This is a genomic window from Membranihabitans marinus (assembly GCF_021729155.1).
In the GTDB taxonomy this organism is placed as follows: Bacteria; Bacteroidota; Bacteroidia; order Chitinophagales; family Saprospiraceae; genus Membranihabitans; species Membranihabitans marinus.
Genome location: NZ_JAJQYA010000010.1, coordinates 123,219 through 141,329 on the forward strand (window position 1 = coordinate 123,219; position 18,111 = coordinate 141,329).

The 18,111-nt window shown below is 39.3% G+C and carries 12 protein-coding genes; 11 read left to right on the plus strand and 1 reads right to left on the minus strand.

The window, feature by feature from the left end; genetic code table 11:
* Positions 1 to 2: 2 nt before the first annotated feature.
* The 5 genes from LVD51_RS08685 (at position 3) to LVD51_RS08705 (ending at position 9,763) form a co-directional block, all read left to right on the plus strand.
* Positions 3 to 1,481, plus strand: a complete 1,479-nt coding sequence (locus LVD51_RS08685) for a SusD/RagB family nutrient-binding outer membrane lipoprotein (protein ID WP_236970829.1) — start codon at positions 3 to 5, stop codon at positions 1,479 to 1,481.
* Positions 1,482 to 1,557: 76 nt separating this feature from the next.
* Positions 1,558 to 2,304, plus strand: a complete 747-nt coding sequence (locus LVD51_RS08690) for a hypothetical protein (protein ID WP_236970830.1) — start codon at positions 1,558 to 1,560, stop codon at positions 2,302 to 2,304.
* Between the two features lie 7 nt (positions 2,305 to 2,311).
* Positions 2,312 to 3,913, plus strand: a complete 1,602-nt coding sequence (locus LVD51_RS08695; RefSeq protein WP_236970831.1) for a PKD domain-containing protein — start codon at positions 2,312 to 2,314, stop codon at positions 3,911 to 3,913.
* A gap of 66 nt (positions 3,914 to 3,979) precedes the next feature.
* The gene (locus LVD51_RS08700) at positions 3,980 to 6,586 is read left to right on the plus strand and encodes a family 10 glycosylhydrolase (protein WP_236970832.1); all 2,607 of its coding nucleotides are present in this window, start codon (positions 3,980 to 3,982) and stop codon (positions 6,584 to 6,586) included.
* Between the two features lie 576 nt (positions 6,587 to 7,162).
* A complete protein-coding gene (locus tag LVD51_RS08705) occupies positions 7,163 to 9,763 on the plus strand; it encodes a CHAT domain-containing protein (RefSeq protein ID WP_236970833.1) in 2,601 nt (866 codons plus the stop codon).
* A 1-nt stretch (position 9,764) separates the two neighbouring features.
* Here the strand turns inward: LVD51_RS08705 and LVD51_RS08710 are convergent, their stop codons facing one another.
* Entirely contained in the window at positions 9,765 to 10,454 is a 690-nt protein-coding gene (locus LVD51_RS08710; RefSeq protein ID WP_236970834.1) for a hypothetical protein, read from the minus strand.
* A gap of 94 nt (positions 10,455 to 10,548) precedes the next feature.
* Between LVD51_RS08710 and LVD51_RS08715 the strand changes: the two genes are divergently transcribed.
* From LVD51_RS08715 to LVD51_RS08740, 6 genes are all read left to right on the plus strand, one after another.
* Positions 10,549 to 11,085 (plus strand): RNA polymerase sigma factor, encoded by a 537-nt coding sequence (locus tag LVD51_RS08715; protein ID WP_236970835.1) that lies wholly within the window; start codon positions 10,549 to 10,551, stop codon positions 11,083 to 11,085.
* Positions 11,086 to 11,100: 15 nt separating this feature from the next.
* Positions 11,101 to 11,778 carry a hypothetical protein gene (locus LVD51_RS08720; protein WP_236970836.1) on the plus strand — a complete coding sequence of 226 codons (678 nt, stop codon included), beginning with the start codon at positions 11,101 to 11,103 and terminating at the stop codon, positions 11,776 to 11,778.
* Positions 11,779 to 11,963: 185 nt separating this feature from the next.
* Complete coding sequence (locus LVD51_RS08725) at positions 11,964 to 13,268, plus strand: Nramp family divalent metal transporter (protein WP_236970837.1); 1,305 nt, start codon at positions 11,964 to 11,966, stop codon at positions 13,266 to 13,268.
* Positions 13,265 to 14,281: an NAD-dependent epimerase/dehydratase family protein gene (locus LVD51_RS08730; RefSeq protein WP_236970838.1), complete on the plus strand. Its 1,017-nt coding sequence runs from the start codon at positions 13,265 to 13,267 to the stop codon at positions 14,279 to 14,281. The genes LVD51_RS08725 and LVD51_RS08730 overlap by 4 nt, the downstream gene beginning before the upstream one ends.
* A gap of 20 nt (positions 14,282 to 14,301) precedes the next feature.
* Positions 14,302 to 15,357 (plus strand): dihydrodipicolinate synthase family protein, encoded by a 1,056-nt coding sequence (locus LVD51_RS08735; protein ID WP_236970839.1) that lies wholly within the window; start codon positions 14,302 to 14,304, stop codon positions 15,355 to 15,357.
* Positions 15,358 to 16,577: 1,220 nt separating this feature from the next.
* On the plus strand, positions 16,578 to 17,981 hold the full coding sequence (locus tag LVD51_RS08740; protein ID WP_236970840.1) for an MBL fold metallo-hydrolase: 1,404 nt from the start codon (positions 16,578 to 16,580) through the stop codon (positions 17,979 to 17,981).
* Positions 17,982 to 18,111: the final 130 nt, after the last annotated feature.

The window sequence follows — 18,111 nt, forward strand, 5'->3', positions numbered from 1 at the left end:
ATATGAAAATCAACTCAATATTTTATATACTCTTCGTTGTGCTAATCTCAATGTCATGTGATGACTTTTTAGATATCAACGAATCAGTGGATACGCCAGAAACCACTTCTCCTAATTATTTAATGCCTGCTTTGCAGGGCAATCTTGCAGCTACTCATTATGAGCAAGGCGAGACGATCTCTTATTTCACTCAATATGTAACTACCCTTACTGGAGGTTATTCGCAAAAAGATCGATGGGATTATCGAAATACTTTGCGTGTGGGATTGTGGAGAAAAAATTATTTTGACGTTGCGGGAAATGCGCACAAAATGATTGAAATAGCTCAGGAAGAAGGATCTGATAATTATGCTGGTGTTGGCCTTACCTTGAAGGCATTCTCATTTTTGACAACAACTGATATTTTTGGTGAAATGCCAGTAGATGATGCATTTACTGGTATTTACAATCCAACTTATGACAATCAAGATATAGTATACGATTATATCGATCAGTGGTTGGACGAAGCATTGGATCATTTTTCTAAGTCGGATGAAACCGATCGAATCATGGATAGTAGTGCCGATTTGATCTACGGTGGTGATATCGATGCATGGGTGAGTTTTACCCACGCCATTAAGGCGCGTATGTATTTGCATACAGCCAATTTTGAGAATAAATACGAAGAGGTTTTATCGGAAATTGATTTGGCCTATGAAAATTGGGAAGATCCGGTTTACAACTATTCCAGCGATCCGGTTAACGACTGGGAGCGAAATATGTGGGGACCATCACAAGCCCGACCTCAGTGGGATTTTGTAACCAATGCCTTGAACAATAGTATTTCCACCGACTTTTTCATGAATGCTATGAGATTTGGAGATGAACTCGATCCCCGGATTAAAAAATTGACAACTCCTGGTGAAAATGGCAACTATTTTTCAGTGCCAGCGAGTGAAGGCTTAAGTGGTAATTCGCAAAACGATTTTGCCGATCTATACAATGGATACTGGACCAAGGATGATTCTCCCATCATTGTAATTACAGAAGAGGAATTAAACTTTATCGAGGCGGAAGCTGCTTTTTATACCAATGATAAATCGAGAGCTTATGACGCCTATCTTGCAGGTATAGAAAATAATTTTCACAGACTTGGTGTTACTCTAGATACCATTGCCCTGTATATGGAGTCTCCATCGGTAGCTCAGTCTGCTGCGGAATTGACGATATCTGATATTATGATGCAAAAATATATTGCCTTGTACTTGCAACCAGAAACATGGGTGGATATGCGTAGATATCACTACAATCCAGAAGTGTATACGGATTTGGAATACCCTGCCAATGTCTTGGATTTATACGAGGGCAAATACATTCAACGTCTTCCCTATGATCCTCAGACCGAATATATATACAACCCCAAAGAAATAGAAAGACTCGGGGCAAGAGATCCGCTCTGGTTGGTCGATATGGTATGGTGGGCCCAAGAGTCAACCTTGTAATTATTTTTATTTTGAATTCAATTAATTGATAATGATGATACGATATATAATATTAATGACATTATGCTTGATCGCAATGAGTTGCGAAAAAAGAGATGTTTTGGCTGAGCAAGGGACAAAAACGGGTAAGGATTATCCATATATCACCCTTTCTAGCATACCGGATAGTCGCCCAGCGGATACGGTCTATATCTCTACTCGATTTTGGGCCATCAATGACGATATCGAAAGACTCGATGTTTTTCAAGATGGGTTTAAGGTAAGAGATTTGGATCTTCAATGGGAGTGGACGGTAAATCTAGATTCTACTGTGGAAACAAGGACATTGGCATACACCGTGTCCAGTGACAGTGTTTTTTATCCAGAAACTCCGTTGTTTGAAATCCAAAATACCGGTGTAGCCCTCGATACTTTTTACCGAACCAGCGACAATGCCTATGTGTTTATTAAACCATGGGTAATTCCCGACAATTACGCCATTGCCGATTTGGACGGAGAAGAAGTAGTCGATTCCCTTAGCAGTGAAGATATGACCAGTGCTGTTGATTATTTGATAAGTCAGGTGGATCGATCAGATGTTTTGCAATGGTTGCCAAATGCTGATTCTTCCTATTTTGTCCTAGACAATTCTGGTGAATTTACAGGAGAAATTTCAGTAGAGGGTAAAACCAAACTGAAAACCGATCTCGATAAAACAGCTTTGAAGGCGTTTTTAACTTCGGCTAGTTACGTTGAAGAATCTGAAATAAAGCTGCGTGCAGCAGTCGAAAATCAGGCTGCCATTGTTGTAGAAGACGAATCCACATTTGATATTTTAAATTAAATATACCATGCAATATATAAAGAAATTAAAACTGAGATCAGGATTATGGGCTATGTTAGCTCTTGGATTATTGTCCATTGTGAGTTGTGATAAGGACGATAATGACATTACTTTTGGTCCTGCAACTACTTATTTTAGTATTGGGAATTCCGATACTTTAGAAGCTCCAGTGACGGTTCTATTTATCAACGGTTCCAAAAATGTTGATACTTATCAATGGCAGTTTCAAAACGGTGATGTAGTAGTGGACAATGCACTTACTGGATTGGAAAGCTATACGGGGATTCAACCCGATGGTGTGCGCTATGAAGAACCCGGTCAATACAGTGCCAAGTTAATAACCACGGTGGATGGAACATCGAATGAAATGGACCTGAGCTTTGAAGTTTTCAAACCACAGCCCAGAATTTCAACCGATCCCGAAGCCATTAAATTCTTGGAGCCCGTAACATTTAATGCTTCATTGTATACTTATCCGGGCAAGGAGAATGACGTTACTTATCAGTGGGATTTTGGGAATGGAGAAACTTCTACCCAGAAATCGCCGACAGTTACTTTCCAAACACCTGGGTTTTATGATGTGACCTTGACGATTAACGATACTGAGGAAACATTAACGACTACTAAGGTAATCGAAGTCAAAGGTGAATTGGCGCCTACATTGTATTTCTCTGATGCCATTACCAATAAATTGATGTCTAAAAAATTGTTTACCGTTGCGCAGTCCTCTGCTCAACCTACAGACTTAAGCTTGGGATTGCATCCATTGGGTATTTCTGTTCATCAAAATTCAGTAGTGGTAAGTATTGCTGGTGACAATATCAAGTATTCTGCATGGGGAACAGCTGCCGATGGTCAAATCATTAAGTCTGATCTCAATGGCAAAAATATGAAGGTGATTACAACGACGAATTCAGGGGGTAATGCCTATGTTCGCGATCCTTTTTCTTCCGTTGTAGATGATGACGGTATCGTCTATTGGCTCAATCGATTCGAAGGAGTAAGAAAAATGCCAATCGCTTCAGAAAATGCTGAATATCCTGCCGTTTCATTCGGTGTATTGGCTGCAGATATTGGGGAGTCATCTACTTATGGATGGACTGATGGAGATCTCAAAATTGTGGATGGAGAATTGTGGTATAGCAAGCACGGATCTGGTAAGGGTCTATACAAGTTTAAAACCGATGGGACTTTTATTGAGAAGATTGACAATCTAGCCAGCTATAAGATTCGTTCTTTTGCTGTAGATTTGCAAAATTTAAAAATATATTTGGCTATTAATATTGCCAGCGGTGGTTTGGATCCGGGATTATATGTTTCTGATATTGATGGAAGTAATATTCAATTGGTTGATGAAATGCCAGATTACTCTGGGGAAGGAAGTGCTGCTGAAAGGACTTACATTACCGATATGGAAATCGATGTACAGAATGGTTATTTGTACTATCCTTACAGAGATAAGACCGATATAGATGACAATGGTGGAGTAATCGGAGACGGTAGCAAATCTGGTATTAAGAGATATAAATTGGATCAAAGCGAAGCACCGGAATTTTATTTACAGGGATTCTTGCCTTATGGCGTAGGATTAGATAAAGAAAATAGATAGTCTTTTTTGTGGGTATTACCCATGCGGGAAGGGCGAATGTATAAAAATATGATAAATACCAATTGTTTGAAGAATTTAGGAATTGTATTGTTTTTGTTGATCCAAGGGTATGCTTTGTCGGCTCAATCCAATGATGTGGAGTTTAGAGCAGCCTGGGTGGCTACGGTGTATAATATCGATTGGCCAGATGTCAAAAACGATCCTGAACAACAGCAAAAGGAATTATTAGCCATATTGGATTCCGCTAAGCAGGCCAATATGAATGCTATTTTATTACAAATTCGCCCTAATGCCGACGCGTTGTATGCTTCGTCTATAGAACCGTGGTCTGAGTGGTTAACTGGGACCAGGGGGCAAGATCCTGGATACGATCCACTGGCATTTGCTATCGAAAAAGGACATGAAATGGGTATCGAAGTTCACGGTTGGGTTAATCCATATCGTTTCGAGACCGAGTCTGGACGATATAGTGGCAAGGCCGGAGATTATAAAGAAAGCCATCCAGACTGGATATTGGATGTAGATGGCAAGAGTTATTTCAATCCAGGCCTTCCTGAAGTAGCCCAATATATTAAGAATATCATCGGCGATATTGTATCCAATTACGATATCGACGGTATATGTTTTGACGATTATTTCTATCCTTCAGGTATCTCTGACGAAGACGATGCCGCTTTCAATGCCCACGGATTGGAGAACGAATCTAGGGGTGATTTTAGAAGACGATCCGTCAATCAAATGATAGCTGGGGTCTACGATACGATTAAAATTCAGAAACCTTGGTTGCGATTTGGGGTAAGCCCTGCCGGTATTTATACCATTGACCCTTCTGTAGCTAGTAAATACAACACTACCCTGCCTTCTGGCATTGTAGGTCGAGACAACTATCACGCTATATATTGCGATCCATTGGCGTGGATCCAAATGGGTATCGTTGATTATATATCTCCACAGTTGTACTGGCAGATAGGTGGGGGACAAGACTACCACAAGTTGCTTGAATGGTGGTCCAAAGAAGCCGATAAAAACAATGTGCAATGTTATCCTTCCCTAGCTACCTATCGTCTCAGTGTACATCAGCCTGTAGTAGATGCCTCTGATGGATGGGCTCTTAGTGAGTTAATAAATCAAATAGACTATACGAGGACACAGCGAGACCATGGTGCCAATGGGATAATATTTTATAAACAATCCGATATTGAGAAGGTCGAAAATTTAAGCAATGCCCTTCAATCCGATCCCTATATGGACTTTGCTTTATGGCCTGAATTTTCAACATCAGATATTCCTTTAGTTGGGACAAATGGCAGATTGGAAAAAATGAGTCAAAACCCAATTGCCGGATTTGTTTGGGATGGTCAGAGCAATAACAAATATTTAGTGCAGGGATTCGACGCAGAAAATGAAGTTACTTTTCAGCAAGTGAGCTATTTAGACCGCCTTATATTGCCCAAAGATACTACAACGGTACGTTCTAACGTCTATACCCTTAATCGATATGGAAAGATTAATGATGTGTCATTGGCTATCGATGTAAGTCCAGTTGGTGACGTTGATATTGAGCGGTTAGAGGGACAGATCATTGCCTCAACAGATGAATTGAAGTGGTCCTATGTGGAGAATGCTTCCGTGTATACCATGGAAGTAGCTCAAGATTCTCTGTTTGAACAAATGGTTTTTCAAACGGATTTACTGAGAGATACGTTTTTAAATATTTCAGACCTCGTTCTCGTTGGCAATAGCAGTTATTATTGGCGAGTATCTGCCTGCAATGGCTTGGGATGCAATACCAGTACGACAGATGACTTTAAAACTGGCTTCCCAGAAGCAGTGTCTATTGTGAGTCCAATGACTGGAGACAATCATATTTCTTTGATGGCCAATATCTCCTGGACTTCAGTGGATGGAGCTCAGAGTTATATCTTGCAATTGAGTAAAGATTCTTTATTCAATAATGTGGAATGGCAAGAAGAAGTCTTCGATAAGACAGAGACAAGTACAGCTATTTTGGGTAAATGGCAGAAATACTTTCTTAGAATATTGGCCGTCAATTCTTTTGGCCAAGGCCCATGGTCGGAAACCGTTGATTTTAGGACAACGACAGATATCCCAGATCATCCTTTGGTCATTCATCCGGATAATAATAGTCAGATTGAGGCTCCAACCGTAGATATCCAATGGGATAAAACCGATTACGCCACTGGCTACCATGTAGTCTTGGCATTGGATTCTGGTTTTACCAATCTAATATTGGATACGGTAGTGTCACAGTATAGTCGACAATTGACTGTGGATGTAGAAGACGATAAAGATTATTATTTTAGAGTATGTGCGACTTATATAGGAGGTTGTGGAAATTGGAGTGAAATCATACACTTTTCCCGTACCCTTACTGGACTTTATCCTAGTCAACCTTTGACATTTTCGGTTTTCCCCAATCCCGCGAGTGAAAAAGTATTTTTGAGATTTCCCAAGTCCTTATCTGTGGATAGAAATCAAGGGCAGATTTATATGTACAATGTCTTGGGCCAGCAAATCAATATCCAACCTAGATTTTCTAGTTTAGCGGAAATATCAGTCAATATTGTCGATTTGAATAGTGGGATGTATTTTGTAAAAATGATAAATGCTGAGGGTAGAGTAGTTGCCATAGCGAGATTTGTAAAAGAGTAGCCACCAACATAGAATAGCATGAAAACGAGTTAGTGACTACCTCCATATGTAGTATGGTGAGTTATATGAAAAACATTTGTAATTGCACCCAGAACGCGGAGGTGAACGAGCGAATTGCTTGCACCGTAGAGACGCAATGCCTTGCGTCTCCAAAAATCGGGCTCTGGCGAGAACGACCAAATGCAGTACGAAGTCCTGAATTCGGTCATGCTCGGTCATCTTTTGATTGATTAGGATAGAGACACAACCTAAAGAATTAGTCTTATCCGTCATTATTCATGTATTTCGTATTAAACTATTGATCGATGGAGTACTGATGATATTCAGTTTTCATTCATCGAATTATGTGTTTCAGACAAAATCCTCATATGCATTTACTATAAGTGTGCATTTATTGCAGAAGTAACCTCTGGAAATTATTTTTTTTATAATTATTTTATTCTAGATCCCCGAAATCGTGTATAATTAGATGTAATTGTTTGGTTTTCTGCGGTAAAAGGCGGAATTCTTAATGAGGAACTATTATTTTTTTTCTGAATATCATTATATTGACGACAGATATAAGACTATTGTCCGATGATATTCCTTCCCCGTCTAGCCATCCTATATTTTGTTGTTCTCTGTATTCTATTATCGTCTTATGGTTGTAGTGATAATAAAACGACGAAGGAGAATGGTTTTTCAATCCCTGAATACATGGTTGAGGCTGATTCTCTCCTCAACGCTTTTGAGATGGAATCTGCGGTTAGGGCCTATCTCAAATTGTTGGATGATGAAAAAGCAGCAGACAACCAGGATTTTATCCGCTTTAGGATCCGCAATATTTTGCGTTATTTCCCCGAGTTAGACAGTGTGATTAGCCAACCACATCTCCATCAATTGAAGGATGATGAGTTTTTTAAGATTAGTGGATTTTCTAGTGAAGTAGATTCATTTTATCATTGGATGTATCTGTCTTACCGGAGTTTTGAAGTGGATGAAGATTTTAGACAAGCCCTGGCTTATATTTATAAAGCTTATGGGGAACTGCCTTATATTGACTTAGTAAATTACGATGATTTTTTGGTCACTATGCAGTTTTCAGCATCGGCGTCGGCGAATAGAGACTATAATTTAACCGCGGCATTGTTGGAGATTAAATTTGAAAATTATTCAGCGATTTCCGCTCCGCTTCCTATCCTCAATCACCTGCGATGGAAACGAGGCATAAATTTTTTAAGTCAACAGAAATGGGGAGAATTGGACGGTGAAATGGAAGTGTGGGAAAATATGGCTGCTCAAGATCATCGTCATTGCTTTGCGGCCATTATGGGATTTTATCAGACGATGTACCGTCCTAATTATAGGACAGAAGATTTGGAGTCTAAATTGTTGAATTGCTATGGTGGGGGGCATTCTTTTTTTAATATACCTCGGTTGTTGGGTGAGTATTATATGGAAATTCAAAACGATCTTGATAGGAGTGAGGCATATTTTCAGCAGGCAAAAGTGTTTGAGCAAAATGCCATTGTCCAAGATCGCAAGTCATTGAACATTTTGCAATACCTCTGGTCCAAGAATTTGGAACAAAGTAATCGGTATAGTGAAGCGGTGGAAGTGTATAAAGAGATATTGCCGACCTCCATATACGACGGCTCACGGGATAAATTTAAAATGGGGGAGGAGGGAATAGCCATGGTACATTTTTATAGGTTGGCTGAGATTTACAAACATCAAGGACAGGTAGAAAAGGATAGCAATAGCCTAGTTCAGGCATTAGAATTTTATAAACGAGGTGAGGAGGTAGAGGATAAAAATTTTAATGTTTATGATGAGTCTACCTTGCTTCAATTGTTATATTATCAAAATCAGCGCATAGAGGGCTTGTTGGATATTTATGATTATTTATACGAAATCAGTGGTAGGGAAAAATATAGACTGCTCAGGGCAGAAACCATGATCAATGAAAAGCGGGTATTGCATCAGTTTAATGTCCAAATGAATAATCAGCGTTTGGGTGATTATAAAAAAATATGGCAAGCAAAACAGGGAATTAATCGATCGAGAAAGTATGAAAATTTCAGTGAATCCATCGATTATTATCGGCAGCTATCTTTGAGTATTGCCGAATTGAAATTGAAGTTGGAAGAGGATGAAAGACTGAAACCGCTTTTTGAACGCACTAGTTTTTATATTCGGATGGAGGATCTTCAATCCAAGCTCGATGTCAATGAAGTCTGTCTGGTGTATACTGCCCATCAATCCAATCTGTTAATCTTAACTATTTCCAAAGATAATTACCATTACACAAGTATATCCTATGGTTCGGCCACTCGGTCAAAGTTAAAAAAACTTCAGGCTATGCAACAAGACCCCGATGTGGTCATGGAGGACTATGCCGCTCTGGCCAAGGAAATGACAAAGCTATTGTTGCCTGAGGAATATCAAGAGAAGAAAATATTTATTTTGGCTGATCAGAGTTTGGAACAATTGAGTTTTGAGGCTTTGATTTCGCCGATTACCGGAAAATATTTGGTGGAGGAAAACGATGTTTATTTTCGCTATGATCCACAATACATAAATCCAGATAAGTTGTTGAAATCCGATAAAGAAACAGTCCAGGGTTTTAGTTTTACCGATGAGGATCCTCAGCAATTGAAGCAATTAACGAGGTTTTCTGAATTGCCAGGAGCCCTGAGGGAAATGGAAATGTTAAAGCAACAATTTCCCAAATCCAAGATTTATGCTGGACAGAAGTGCAATCGGCTGAGATTTTTGAAAGCTTTAGGTCAAGACAATAAGTTGGTTCATTTAGCGACTCACGCTATATCTAATGTCGATCATAGGGATGATATCCGACTCTATCTCAAGACCTCCGATGGAACACTGGATAGCTTGTTTGCCTTTGAGTTGCTCAATTTGGATATAGATACGGAAATAGTCGTACTATCGGCTTGTCAAACAGGGACGGGCAGAAGTGTGAGTTATGAAGGACAATATCACTGGCCACGGTATTTGTTACAGCAAGGAGCTCGACGTGTGGTCTCTACTTTGTGGAATCAACACGATTTTGCCAGTACTGCTCTGTTTTATTCCTATTATCAAGATTGGAATATGAATCGCGCTAAGCGGCAATTTCTTTACAATCACCCTCGATTGAGCCGACCCTTCTATTGGGCCGGCATTCGAGAGTATTAGATCAATGACTGTGGTTCCATTCAATATCTTTAACAATGACGTGGAATTGATCGATTATATATTGGTCTCTGGCTACGCCGAGATTGAGTTTTCCCAACAACATATCTACCAATCGACTTTCGATTTTTTCTTTGTCTCCTGGCTTAAGATAATATTTGCCCATGGTATGGATGGTTTCAGAATTTTCAGGGTGAAACATCAGGGGAAAAACAATGTATTCGGAATGCGTATTTTCGGTATGGTCTAGCTGTGTGATCAATTTTAATTGATTATTGACTATTTTGTAACTGACATAATTGTAACAGCCGGCACCACCACTACATACTTTCGACAAGTTGTAGGCCATACAGTTTGGTCTGCGATGTGGGGGTATGATATTCGGGCTGATAATATTGATCCATTGATTGGTATTGGATTCATAGGCATAATGGGCGAGGTTATTCCCTAAGATAGATCTTTCCATGTCGTTGTTACTGAGGATTAATTCATAGTTTTTCGATAAATCATCCTTTAAGTGGGGCATGTGTGAATCGAGAAAAATGTAGGCATTGGGAGGCATGACGGAAGGGTCAATTTCTTGATTAAATAATTTTTGGGCCTTTACCAATTCAGCTCCTAAATAAACAAGGTCACATTGTAAATCGGAAATTTGCGAAGGTTGTGAGGATTGGGGGGATGTGTTGTTTGACATAATACGATATTTAAAGATTAAAAAAATACTTGTCAAAATCGATTTTGGATATTTAAATATAAATATTTTATATTGTTTGTTAAAATATAATTGAATGACGCAGTGGATCTCTTATATAAAAGAAAATGAAGACGAAGCCCTCGGTGTAATATATAAAAAATACAGACCGACGTTAATACCTTATTTTTCTAGACAATTTAATGTGTCTCAGGAGGATGCAATTGAACTTTTTCAGGTCTCTGTTGTGTTATTATATGATCAGGTCATCAGTGGAAAGACAAAAGAGATAAGGAATATTAAAAATTATTTAATATCTATTGCCAAATATAATTTAATTAAGAATAGAAAATACGATGAAAGAATCGGTGGATTAGACTGGTCTTTAATGGCTTCTGAAGATCTTGAGGAAAATGACGAAAGAAATTTGGATATTGTGAAGCTGGAAAGATTATTAAATGAATTAGGTAATCCGTGTAGTACTTTGTTGGAATTGTTTTATTATAGAAAGCTAAGTTATTCAGAGATTGTAGATAAGATGGGATATCATACAGTGGATGCCGCCAAAACGGCCAAGTATAAATGCCTGAGACGATTAAAGAAAATGTTTTTAATAGACACAACTTTGAGTTGATAAATATTATAGAAGATGGATCATATCGATGAAAAAGTTAGGAATCAGTTGGCTGCCGATCCCAATTGGTCAAAGGAGGAATTGGATGAATATCAATTCTTAAAGAAGGTGTCGGAAGGTCAGAGATCTAAGGTATTGAACGCCAAATTGAATTTGGTGCGCCAGATAGAAGATTCATCGGATTTAGATTCGCGAAAAAGATCTACATCCATTTACTGGATTATCGGTGTAGCTGCCGCATTGATTTTGCTTTTAGTGATATTTATTCCCGGTAGTCGTTCCGACAATGTATTTGCCAATGAATTTCAACCCTATCCCGATATGGATTTGGTCAGAGGAGAAGTAAATGTATCCCAACGTGAAGCGTTTACATTTTACAATGCAGGAGACTATCAGTCTTCCATGGTCTTATTTGAACAGGTGCATAAGGAGACTAATGACGACAAATATCTTTTTTATGCCGGCAATGCCGCATTGGCCAATGAAGAGTTTGATATAGCACTTACTTACTTTCAGCAAATAAATATCGATATCAATTTTTTAAGTCAATATCCATATTATTATTATCTAGGTCTGACCTATCTCGCTTTAGACCGCCATTCTGAGGCTGTAGAGTCTTTGGAGAAACAAGGAGAAGTGCTGCCATATTATTTCGATAAGGCAAAAAAGATTTTATCTGAACTTTCTTTGTAATGCAATAAGGGTTTTCACCTTTGTTTTATTGAACTTTTATGTTAATTTATAGGGTTTTACAGGGGATGATCTTTCGGGGAATATCCTTATAAATATCATTATTTTTTGGATATCGGAGATTATTTTCTATCTTTCGGTAACGTACACGGTGGAATAAAATAGGAAAGTGTCATCTAAGTCATTAGATGGCCTTATTATTGTATAGTGCTGGGTCTGCGCATAAGAGACCAGCCGTTGAATTATTTAATGACAAAAAACCCAACTATTTGAAAAAGGAAAACAATTCTAAGCCCGTAGGAATATTAAAATGGTTGGCCTATTTAGGACCAGGTATTATTACAGCAGCCTTGGTATTTGGGCCAGGTAGTTTGACCATAACCTCTAAATTGGGTGCTCAATATCAGTACCAATTGTTGTGGGTTATCGTGGTTGCGGTAATATTGATGATGTCCTATACCACCATGGGGGCCCGCATTGGGATAGCTACAGAAAAATCTTTGCTCGCTACATTTAAAGAAAAATGGGGCTCATGGGCTTCAATCTTTACAGGGATAGGAATATTTTTGGTAGCGGCCTCATTTCAAGCTGGTAATTCGGCAGGTGCGGGATTGGCTTTTTCGGAGTCTTTTGGTACGGGGGCGGCACCATGGATCATATTAATTACCGCTATGGGGATTTCCCTTTTATTTTTTAAGTCATTTTATAAGATATTAGAAAAAGTCATGTTGATAATGGTAGGGGTAATGTTGTTATCCTTTCTATTTACCTTAATTATAGCTCGACCGCAAATAGGATCTGTCTTAGCTGGAGTAGTGCCTCAGATGCCATCGGGTTCATTGCTGTTGGTAGTGGCACTGACGGCTTCTAGTTTTTCCATAGCCGGTGCTTTTTATCAATCTTATTTGGTACAGGAGAAGGGTTGGACGGCTGGTTCTGTCAAACAAGTGGTCAAGGAAAGTGTGATAGGGATATTGGTATTGGGAGGTATTTCGGCCATGATCATGATAAGTTCAGGTGCCATACTATTTCCACAGGGGATTACGGTAAAATCGGCTACTGATATGGGATTGGCTCTGGAGCCATTGTACGGTAAATGGGCAACCAGTCTATTTATGCTCGGTCTTTTTGGAGCTTCATTTTCATCTATTATTGGAAATGCCACCATTGGAGGAACCTTATTTGCCGATGCTCTGAATTTGGGACGGGATCTCAACAGCAAACCAGTGAGAATATTGATTTCATTAATTATGGTAATAGGTGCGACCATAGCCATTGTATTTGGACGACTGCCGTTGGAGCTTATTGTATTTGCTCAAGGGGTGACAATCTTTGTTGTACCCTTAATTGCCTTGGGAATATTGTTGGTGGCAAATGACAAGAAATATATGGGGTCTTTGGTCAATAAGGTTAGGGACAATGTATTTGGCATTATAGGATTAGTGGTGTTATTTGGTTTGGCGATATTAAATTTTAAAAATATATTTTTATGAAAACATTAGAGGAGTTAGAAGATCAGCTCTCTTTACCATCGGCTTCTTTGATAGAGGATATCAAAACCATTGAGGGAGATATTCTTATCTTAGGAGTAGGCGGTAAAATGGGGCCTAGTTTAGCAAAATTGGCAGTGAGAGCAATTGAAGCTGCTGGAGTCTCCAAAAGAGTGATTGGTGTTTCCAGATTTTCCGATGCAAGTATGCGAGAGGATTTGGAAAAAAGTGGGGTAGAAACCATTACAGCCGACTTGTTGGTGGAGGAAGATTTACAGTCTTTGCCCGAGGTAAAAAATATTATCTATATGGTGGGTAAGAAATTTGGTACTGCAGGTAACGAACATCTTACTTGGGCTATGAATGCCTATTTGCCGGGTAGAGTGGCCGATAAGTTTAAGAAATCAAATATCATTGTATTTTCTTCTGGTAATATATATCCATTTATGCCAATTGGATCTGGCGGTGCAACGGAGCGAATTGCTCCCTCTCCGTTGGGTGAGTACGCCCAATCTTGTTTGGGTAGAGAGCGTATGTTTGAGCATATGTCACACCGACACAAGATTCCGATGTTGATCTATAGATTGAATTATGCAGTGGAAATGCGCTATGGCAATGTATTGGAGATTGCTAAATCCGTTAAAGAGGGCAAGGCCATAGATCTACGAAGTGGACATATGAATGTTATCTGGCAAGGTGATGCCAATGAAATAGCGCTGCGATCATTACTTCATTGTGATAATCCCCCTAAATTGTTGAATGTAACTGGGCCGGAAACGATTTCGATTCGTGCTTTGGCGGAGGAGTTTGGCAGAAGATTTGGGGTAGAACCTGTCTTTGAAAATGCCGAGGAAGATACCGTTTTGTTAAATAATGCATCTCATTCACATCAATTGTTTGGGTATCCATCAATATCCTTGAATCAAATTATTGATTGGACAGAGGAATGGGTCAATGAAGGTGGATTGACATTGAATAAACCGACACATTTTCAGGTGAGATCGGGTAAATTTTAAATTATAAATTAGTTGAATAAATGTTGAAACCAGGTTTAAAAGAATTTATACATGCAGGGACAGTTATCCCCGCACATCCATTGGCATTGGATGCAGATCGAAAGTTGGACGAGGATAGACAGCGATTGTTGTCTCGATATTACATGGCCAGTGGTGCAGGTGGTATAGCCGTAGGTGTTCATTCAACGCAATTCGAGATTAGAGATAAGGAAGTCGGATTATTTGAGCCCGTACTTAGATTGGCTGCTGAGGAGGTTGAAAAAGCCAAATTGGATCGACCTTTTGTAAAAATTGCCGGAATTGTGGGACCTACAGATCAGGCTGTTGCAGAAGCTGAATTGGCTGCCGAATTGGGATATGATCTCGGTTTGTTGAGCATGGGTGGTTTACAGGATTATTCAGAGTTGGAATTGGTAAAAAGGGCTGAAAAGGTAGGAGAGGTTTTGCCAATTTTTGGTTTTTATTTACAGCCAGCTGTGGGTGGACAATTGTTGAGTTTTGATTTCTGGAAGGATTTTGCAGAGATTCCAAGTGTTCAGGCGATTAAAATGGCTCCTTTTAATCGATATCAAACCCTAGATGTAGTTCGGGCAGTTTGTCATTCATCGCGAAGAGAGGAGATTGCATTGTACACGGGAAATGATGACAACATTATTGCCGATTTATTGACGACTTACCAGATCAAAGTAGATGGAGAGATTGTCCGCAAGTCAATTGTCGGAGGATTGTTGGGACATTGGGCGGTATGGACGAATAAGGCAGTGGATTTGTTAAACGAGATCAAGGAGATTAGAAATAGCGGTGATTCCATGCCCAAAGAGATGTTGACTCGAAATATTGAGGTCACCGATTCCAATGCGGTATTGTTTGATGCGGCCAATGATTTTCACGGATGTATTCCTGGGATTCACGAGGTTTTAAGACGACAGGGTTTGTTGAAAGGCACCTGGTGTCTCAATCCCAATGAGCAGTTGTCCAAAGGACAATCTGAGGAATTGGATCGAATATATGCCAGTTATCCGAGTTTAAATGACGATGCATTTGTAGCGGAATTTTTACGAGGAGAGGGCTTGTAGTATTAGAGTAGGCGATAAGGTTTTTGATAAATAATGTTGGGACTACCATGAATTTGGTAGTCCCGATTTTTATATGATGACTGAATGCAGTTGCACGAAGTGCAACCCAATTGATTAAATATCAATTGGATGAAGGAACCGAGGACACTGTTCCGAGGCGTGACTACAACGTAATTCGCAAGGTTTTTTACCACTGGCTCCGGCGTGATTGCCCTCTAATTCGATAGGTATTTAGGCCACTGTGCCGAGGTGAACGAATGAAGTTGCACGAAGTGCAACCCGATGGATTAAATATCCATCGGATGAGAGAAGTCATGCCCACTGCGGCATGACTAGTATTTATGAAAACTGACGGTATGGTTTAGATATTAAAAGATAATAATATGTGTCAGAAATTCTCCCGATGCTATTATGTCGTCCTTTCAGGACTTAATTTCAATGCTTTAATCAATTCATAGGGTTAACACCCTATGCTGATACATGTCGTCCCTTCAGGACTTTTCATTGAACATAAACATATATGCAACAAACATTTACTTCGTTTAAATGATTAAATAGATCAGCATTTCGATACTTATGGATTTGTCACACTTTTTGCCCAGATTTTCCAAATATATAATTGTAAAAACTGAAAAAATTTGATCTTTTCGTTTCGCGCGAAAGTTGATGCAAAAAGTCCGCCAAATCAACGTTAATTTCACTTTATGGAATCTCGTCGCAGCACAGTGATTGCCCTGTATATCGCAAGTTTATTTTACCACTGGCTCCGAGGTCATCTTCTATTTAATATATAAGAAAATTATAAGCGCGGCTGGTATTCAAACTATTCCATGACTTAGCGGCATACCCATCCTCTACTGCTAGATTAACAACTTTGTTTCAACCATTCCTGGTTAATGATTTATTTCTCTTTACCTTTGACTCGCATATAAATTAAAGCATAATTGGACTACTGCTAGGGTGCCTTTCCACATGAAGGATTGACCTTATTCATAGAGCCAGATTACTATATCGAAAGAACTGATGACTAGAACTACCACGGTAATTTCAATCATCGAAATTATAGATTTGATTATAATGCCAAATGTATGAACATGGTCAACTTAGCGTCTCTTTTTGCATTCCATCGATTAATGTTTTAATTTGTCTGGAGTATTATAATATATTGGGCATTCAAGCACTGACTTTAAAACATTGTCTATTCTAAAAACTACACTATTATGATCATAGAACAAATATATACAGGATGCTTAGCACAAGGTGCTTATTATATCGAAAGTGAAGGGGAGGTAGCCATCATTGATCCCTTGCGAGAAGTGCAACCCTATATCGATAAAGCGGCCAATGCTCAGGCCGAGATCAAGTATATTTTTGAGACCCATTTCCATGCGGATTTTGTAAGTGGCCATATTACACTGTCACAAAAAACCAATGCCCCAATTGTCTTTGGTCCCGAAGCCAATCCTTCATTCGATGCTATCATCGCAACCGATGGCCAATCTTTTCAGCTGGGCAAACTAACCATAATAGCCCTACACACTCCTGGTCATACCATAGAGAGTACTACATACTTGTTGAAGGATGAATCTGGGCGGGATTTGGCTATATTCTCAGGAGATACCTTGTTTTTGGGAGATGTAGGTAGACCAGATTTGGCACAAAAGTCGGCTAATATGACGATGGAAGATCTGGCTGGTATGCTCTATGATAGTTTGAGAAATAAAATTATGCCCCTGTCCGATGACGTCCTCGTATATCCAGCCCATGGGGCGGGTTCTGCATGCGGTAAAAAAATGATGAAGGAAACCATCGATACCCTTGGCAACCAAAAAGCTGTCAACTACGCCTTGCGCAGCGATATGACTAAAGCAGAATTTATTCGAGAAGTCACCGATGGACTATTGCCGCCACCGGCTTATTTCCCCCACAATGTCAAAATGAATAAAGAAGGCTATGATTCTATAGATGAGGTATTGTTAAAAGGCAAACAGGGTTTGAAACCCCAAGCCTTTGAAGATGTAGTCAATGAAACAGGAGCTATCGTTCTCGATGTGCGCCATCAAAATGATTTTGCCAAAAGTCATATTCCTCGTTCGATTTTTATCGGTCTCAGTGGTAATTTTGCGCCTTGGGTTGGCGAATTAATCAAAGATGTTCATCAAAAAATAGTGCTGGTTGTCGACGAAGACCAACTAGATGAAGCTATTACCCGACTGTCTAGAGTAGGATTTGATCAAATCTTAGGCTATTTACAAGGAGGTATTGACTCATGGGTAGCTGCTGGTAAGGCAACCGACAGTGTCAAATCCATATCTGCTGCAACATTCGCCGATATAATAGGTGGAGACCCTGTTTCCAAACCCATTGTGGATGTGAGAAAGGTGGCAGAATATGAAGCCAATCACATTTTGGACGCCAAAAATTTTCCCCTAAGTCAACTCAACCACTATATTTCTGTTTTCCCCAATCAAGAAGAGGTATTCATCCACTGTGCTGGCGGTTATCGATCCATGATTGCCAGTTCTATTCTTAAATCTCGAGGAATACACAATCTTGTAGATGTGGCAGGAGGATTTAAATCAATTGTGAAGGTCGGAATTCCACTAGTAGCCGAAGTCGTGTAAGAACCTAGGGATTTCTCTTGTCGTATTGGTAAACAAGAAGTTGATTTGAATATCGATTTCATCAATTCATTTAATTGATTGACGGTATTTCGTATTAGCTATTATTGCGACTTCAATATTATGGTGTATT

Bases quoted from the DNA above. Each gene is read 5' to 3' on its own strand.
- LVD51_RS08685 (WP_236970829.1), top strand. From the start codon at position 3: ATGAAAATCAACTCAATATTTTATATACTCTTCGTTGTGCTAATCTCA.
- LVD51_RS08690 (WP_236970830.1), top strand. From the start codon at position 1,558: ATGAGTTGCGAAAAAAGAGATGTTTTGGCTGAGCAAGGGACAAAAACG.
- LVD51_RS08695 (WP_236970831.1), top strand. From the start codon at position 2,312: ATGCAATATATAAAGAAATTAAAACTGAGATCAGGATTATGGGCTATG.
- LVD51_RS08705 (WP_236970833.1), top strand. From the start codon at position 7,163: ATGATATTCCTTCCCCGTCTAGCCATCCTATATTTTGTTGTTCTCTGT.
- LVD51_RS08710 (WP_236970834.1), bottom strand. From the start codon at position 10,454: ATGTCAAACAACACATCCCCCCAATCCTCACAACCTTCGCAAATTTCC.
- LVD51_RS08715 (WP_236970835.1), top strand. From the start codon at position 10,549: ATGACGCAGTGGATCTCTTATATAAAAGAAAATGAAGACGAAGCCCTC.
- LVD51_RS08720 (WP_236970836.1), top strand. From the start codon at position 11,101: ATGGATCATATCGATGAAAAAGTTAGGAATCAGTTGGCTGCCGATCCC.
- LVD51_RS08725 (WP_236970837.1), top strand. From the start codon at position 11,964: ATGGCCTTATTATTGTATAGTGCTGGGTCTGCGCATAAGAGACCAGCC.
- LVD51_RS08730 (WP_236970838.1), top strand. From the start codon at position 13,265: ATGAAAACATTAGAGGAGTTAGAAGATCAGCTCTCTTTACCATCGGCT.
- LVD51_RS08735 (WP_236970839.1), top strand. From the start codon at position 14,302: ATGTTGAAACCAGGTTTAAAAGAATTTATACATGCAGGGACAGTTATC.
- LVD51_RS08740 (WP_236970840.1), top strand. From the start codon at position 16,578: ATGATCATAGAACAAATATATACAGGATGCTTAGCACAAGGTGCTTAT.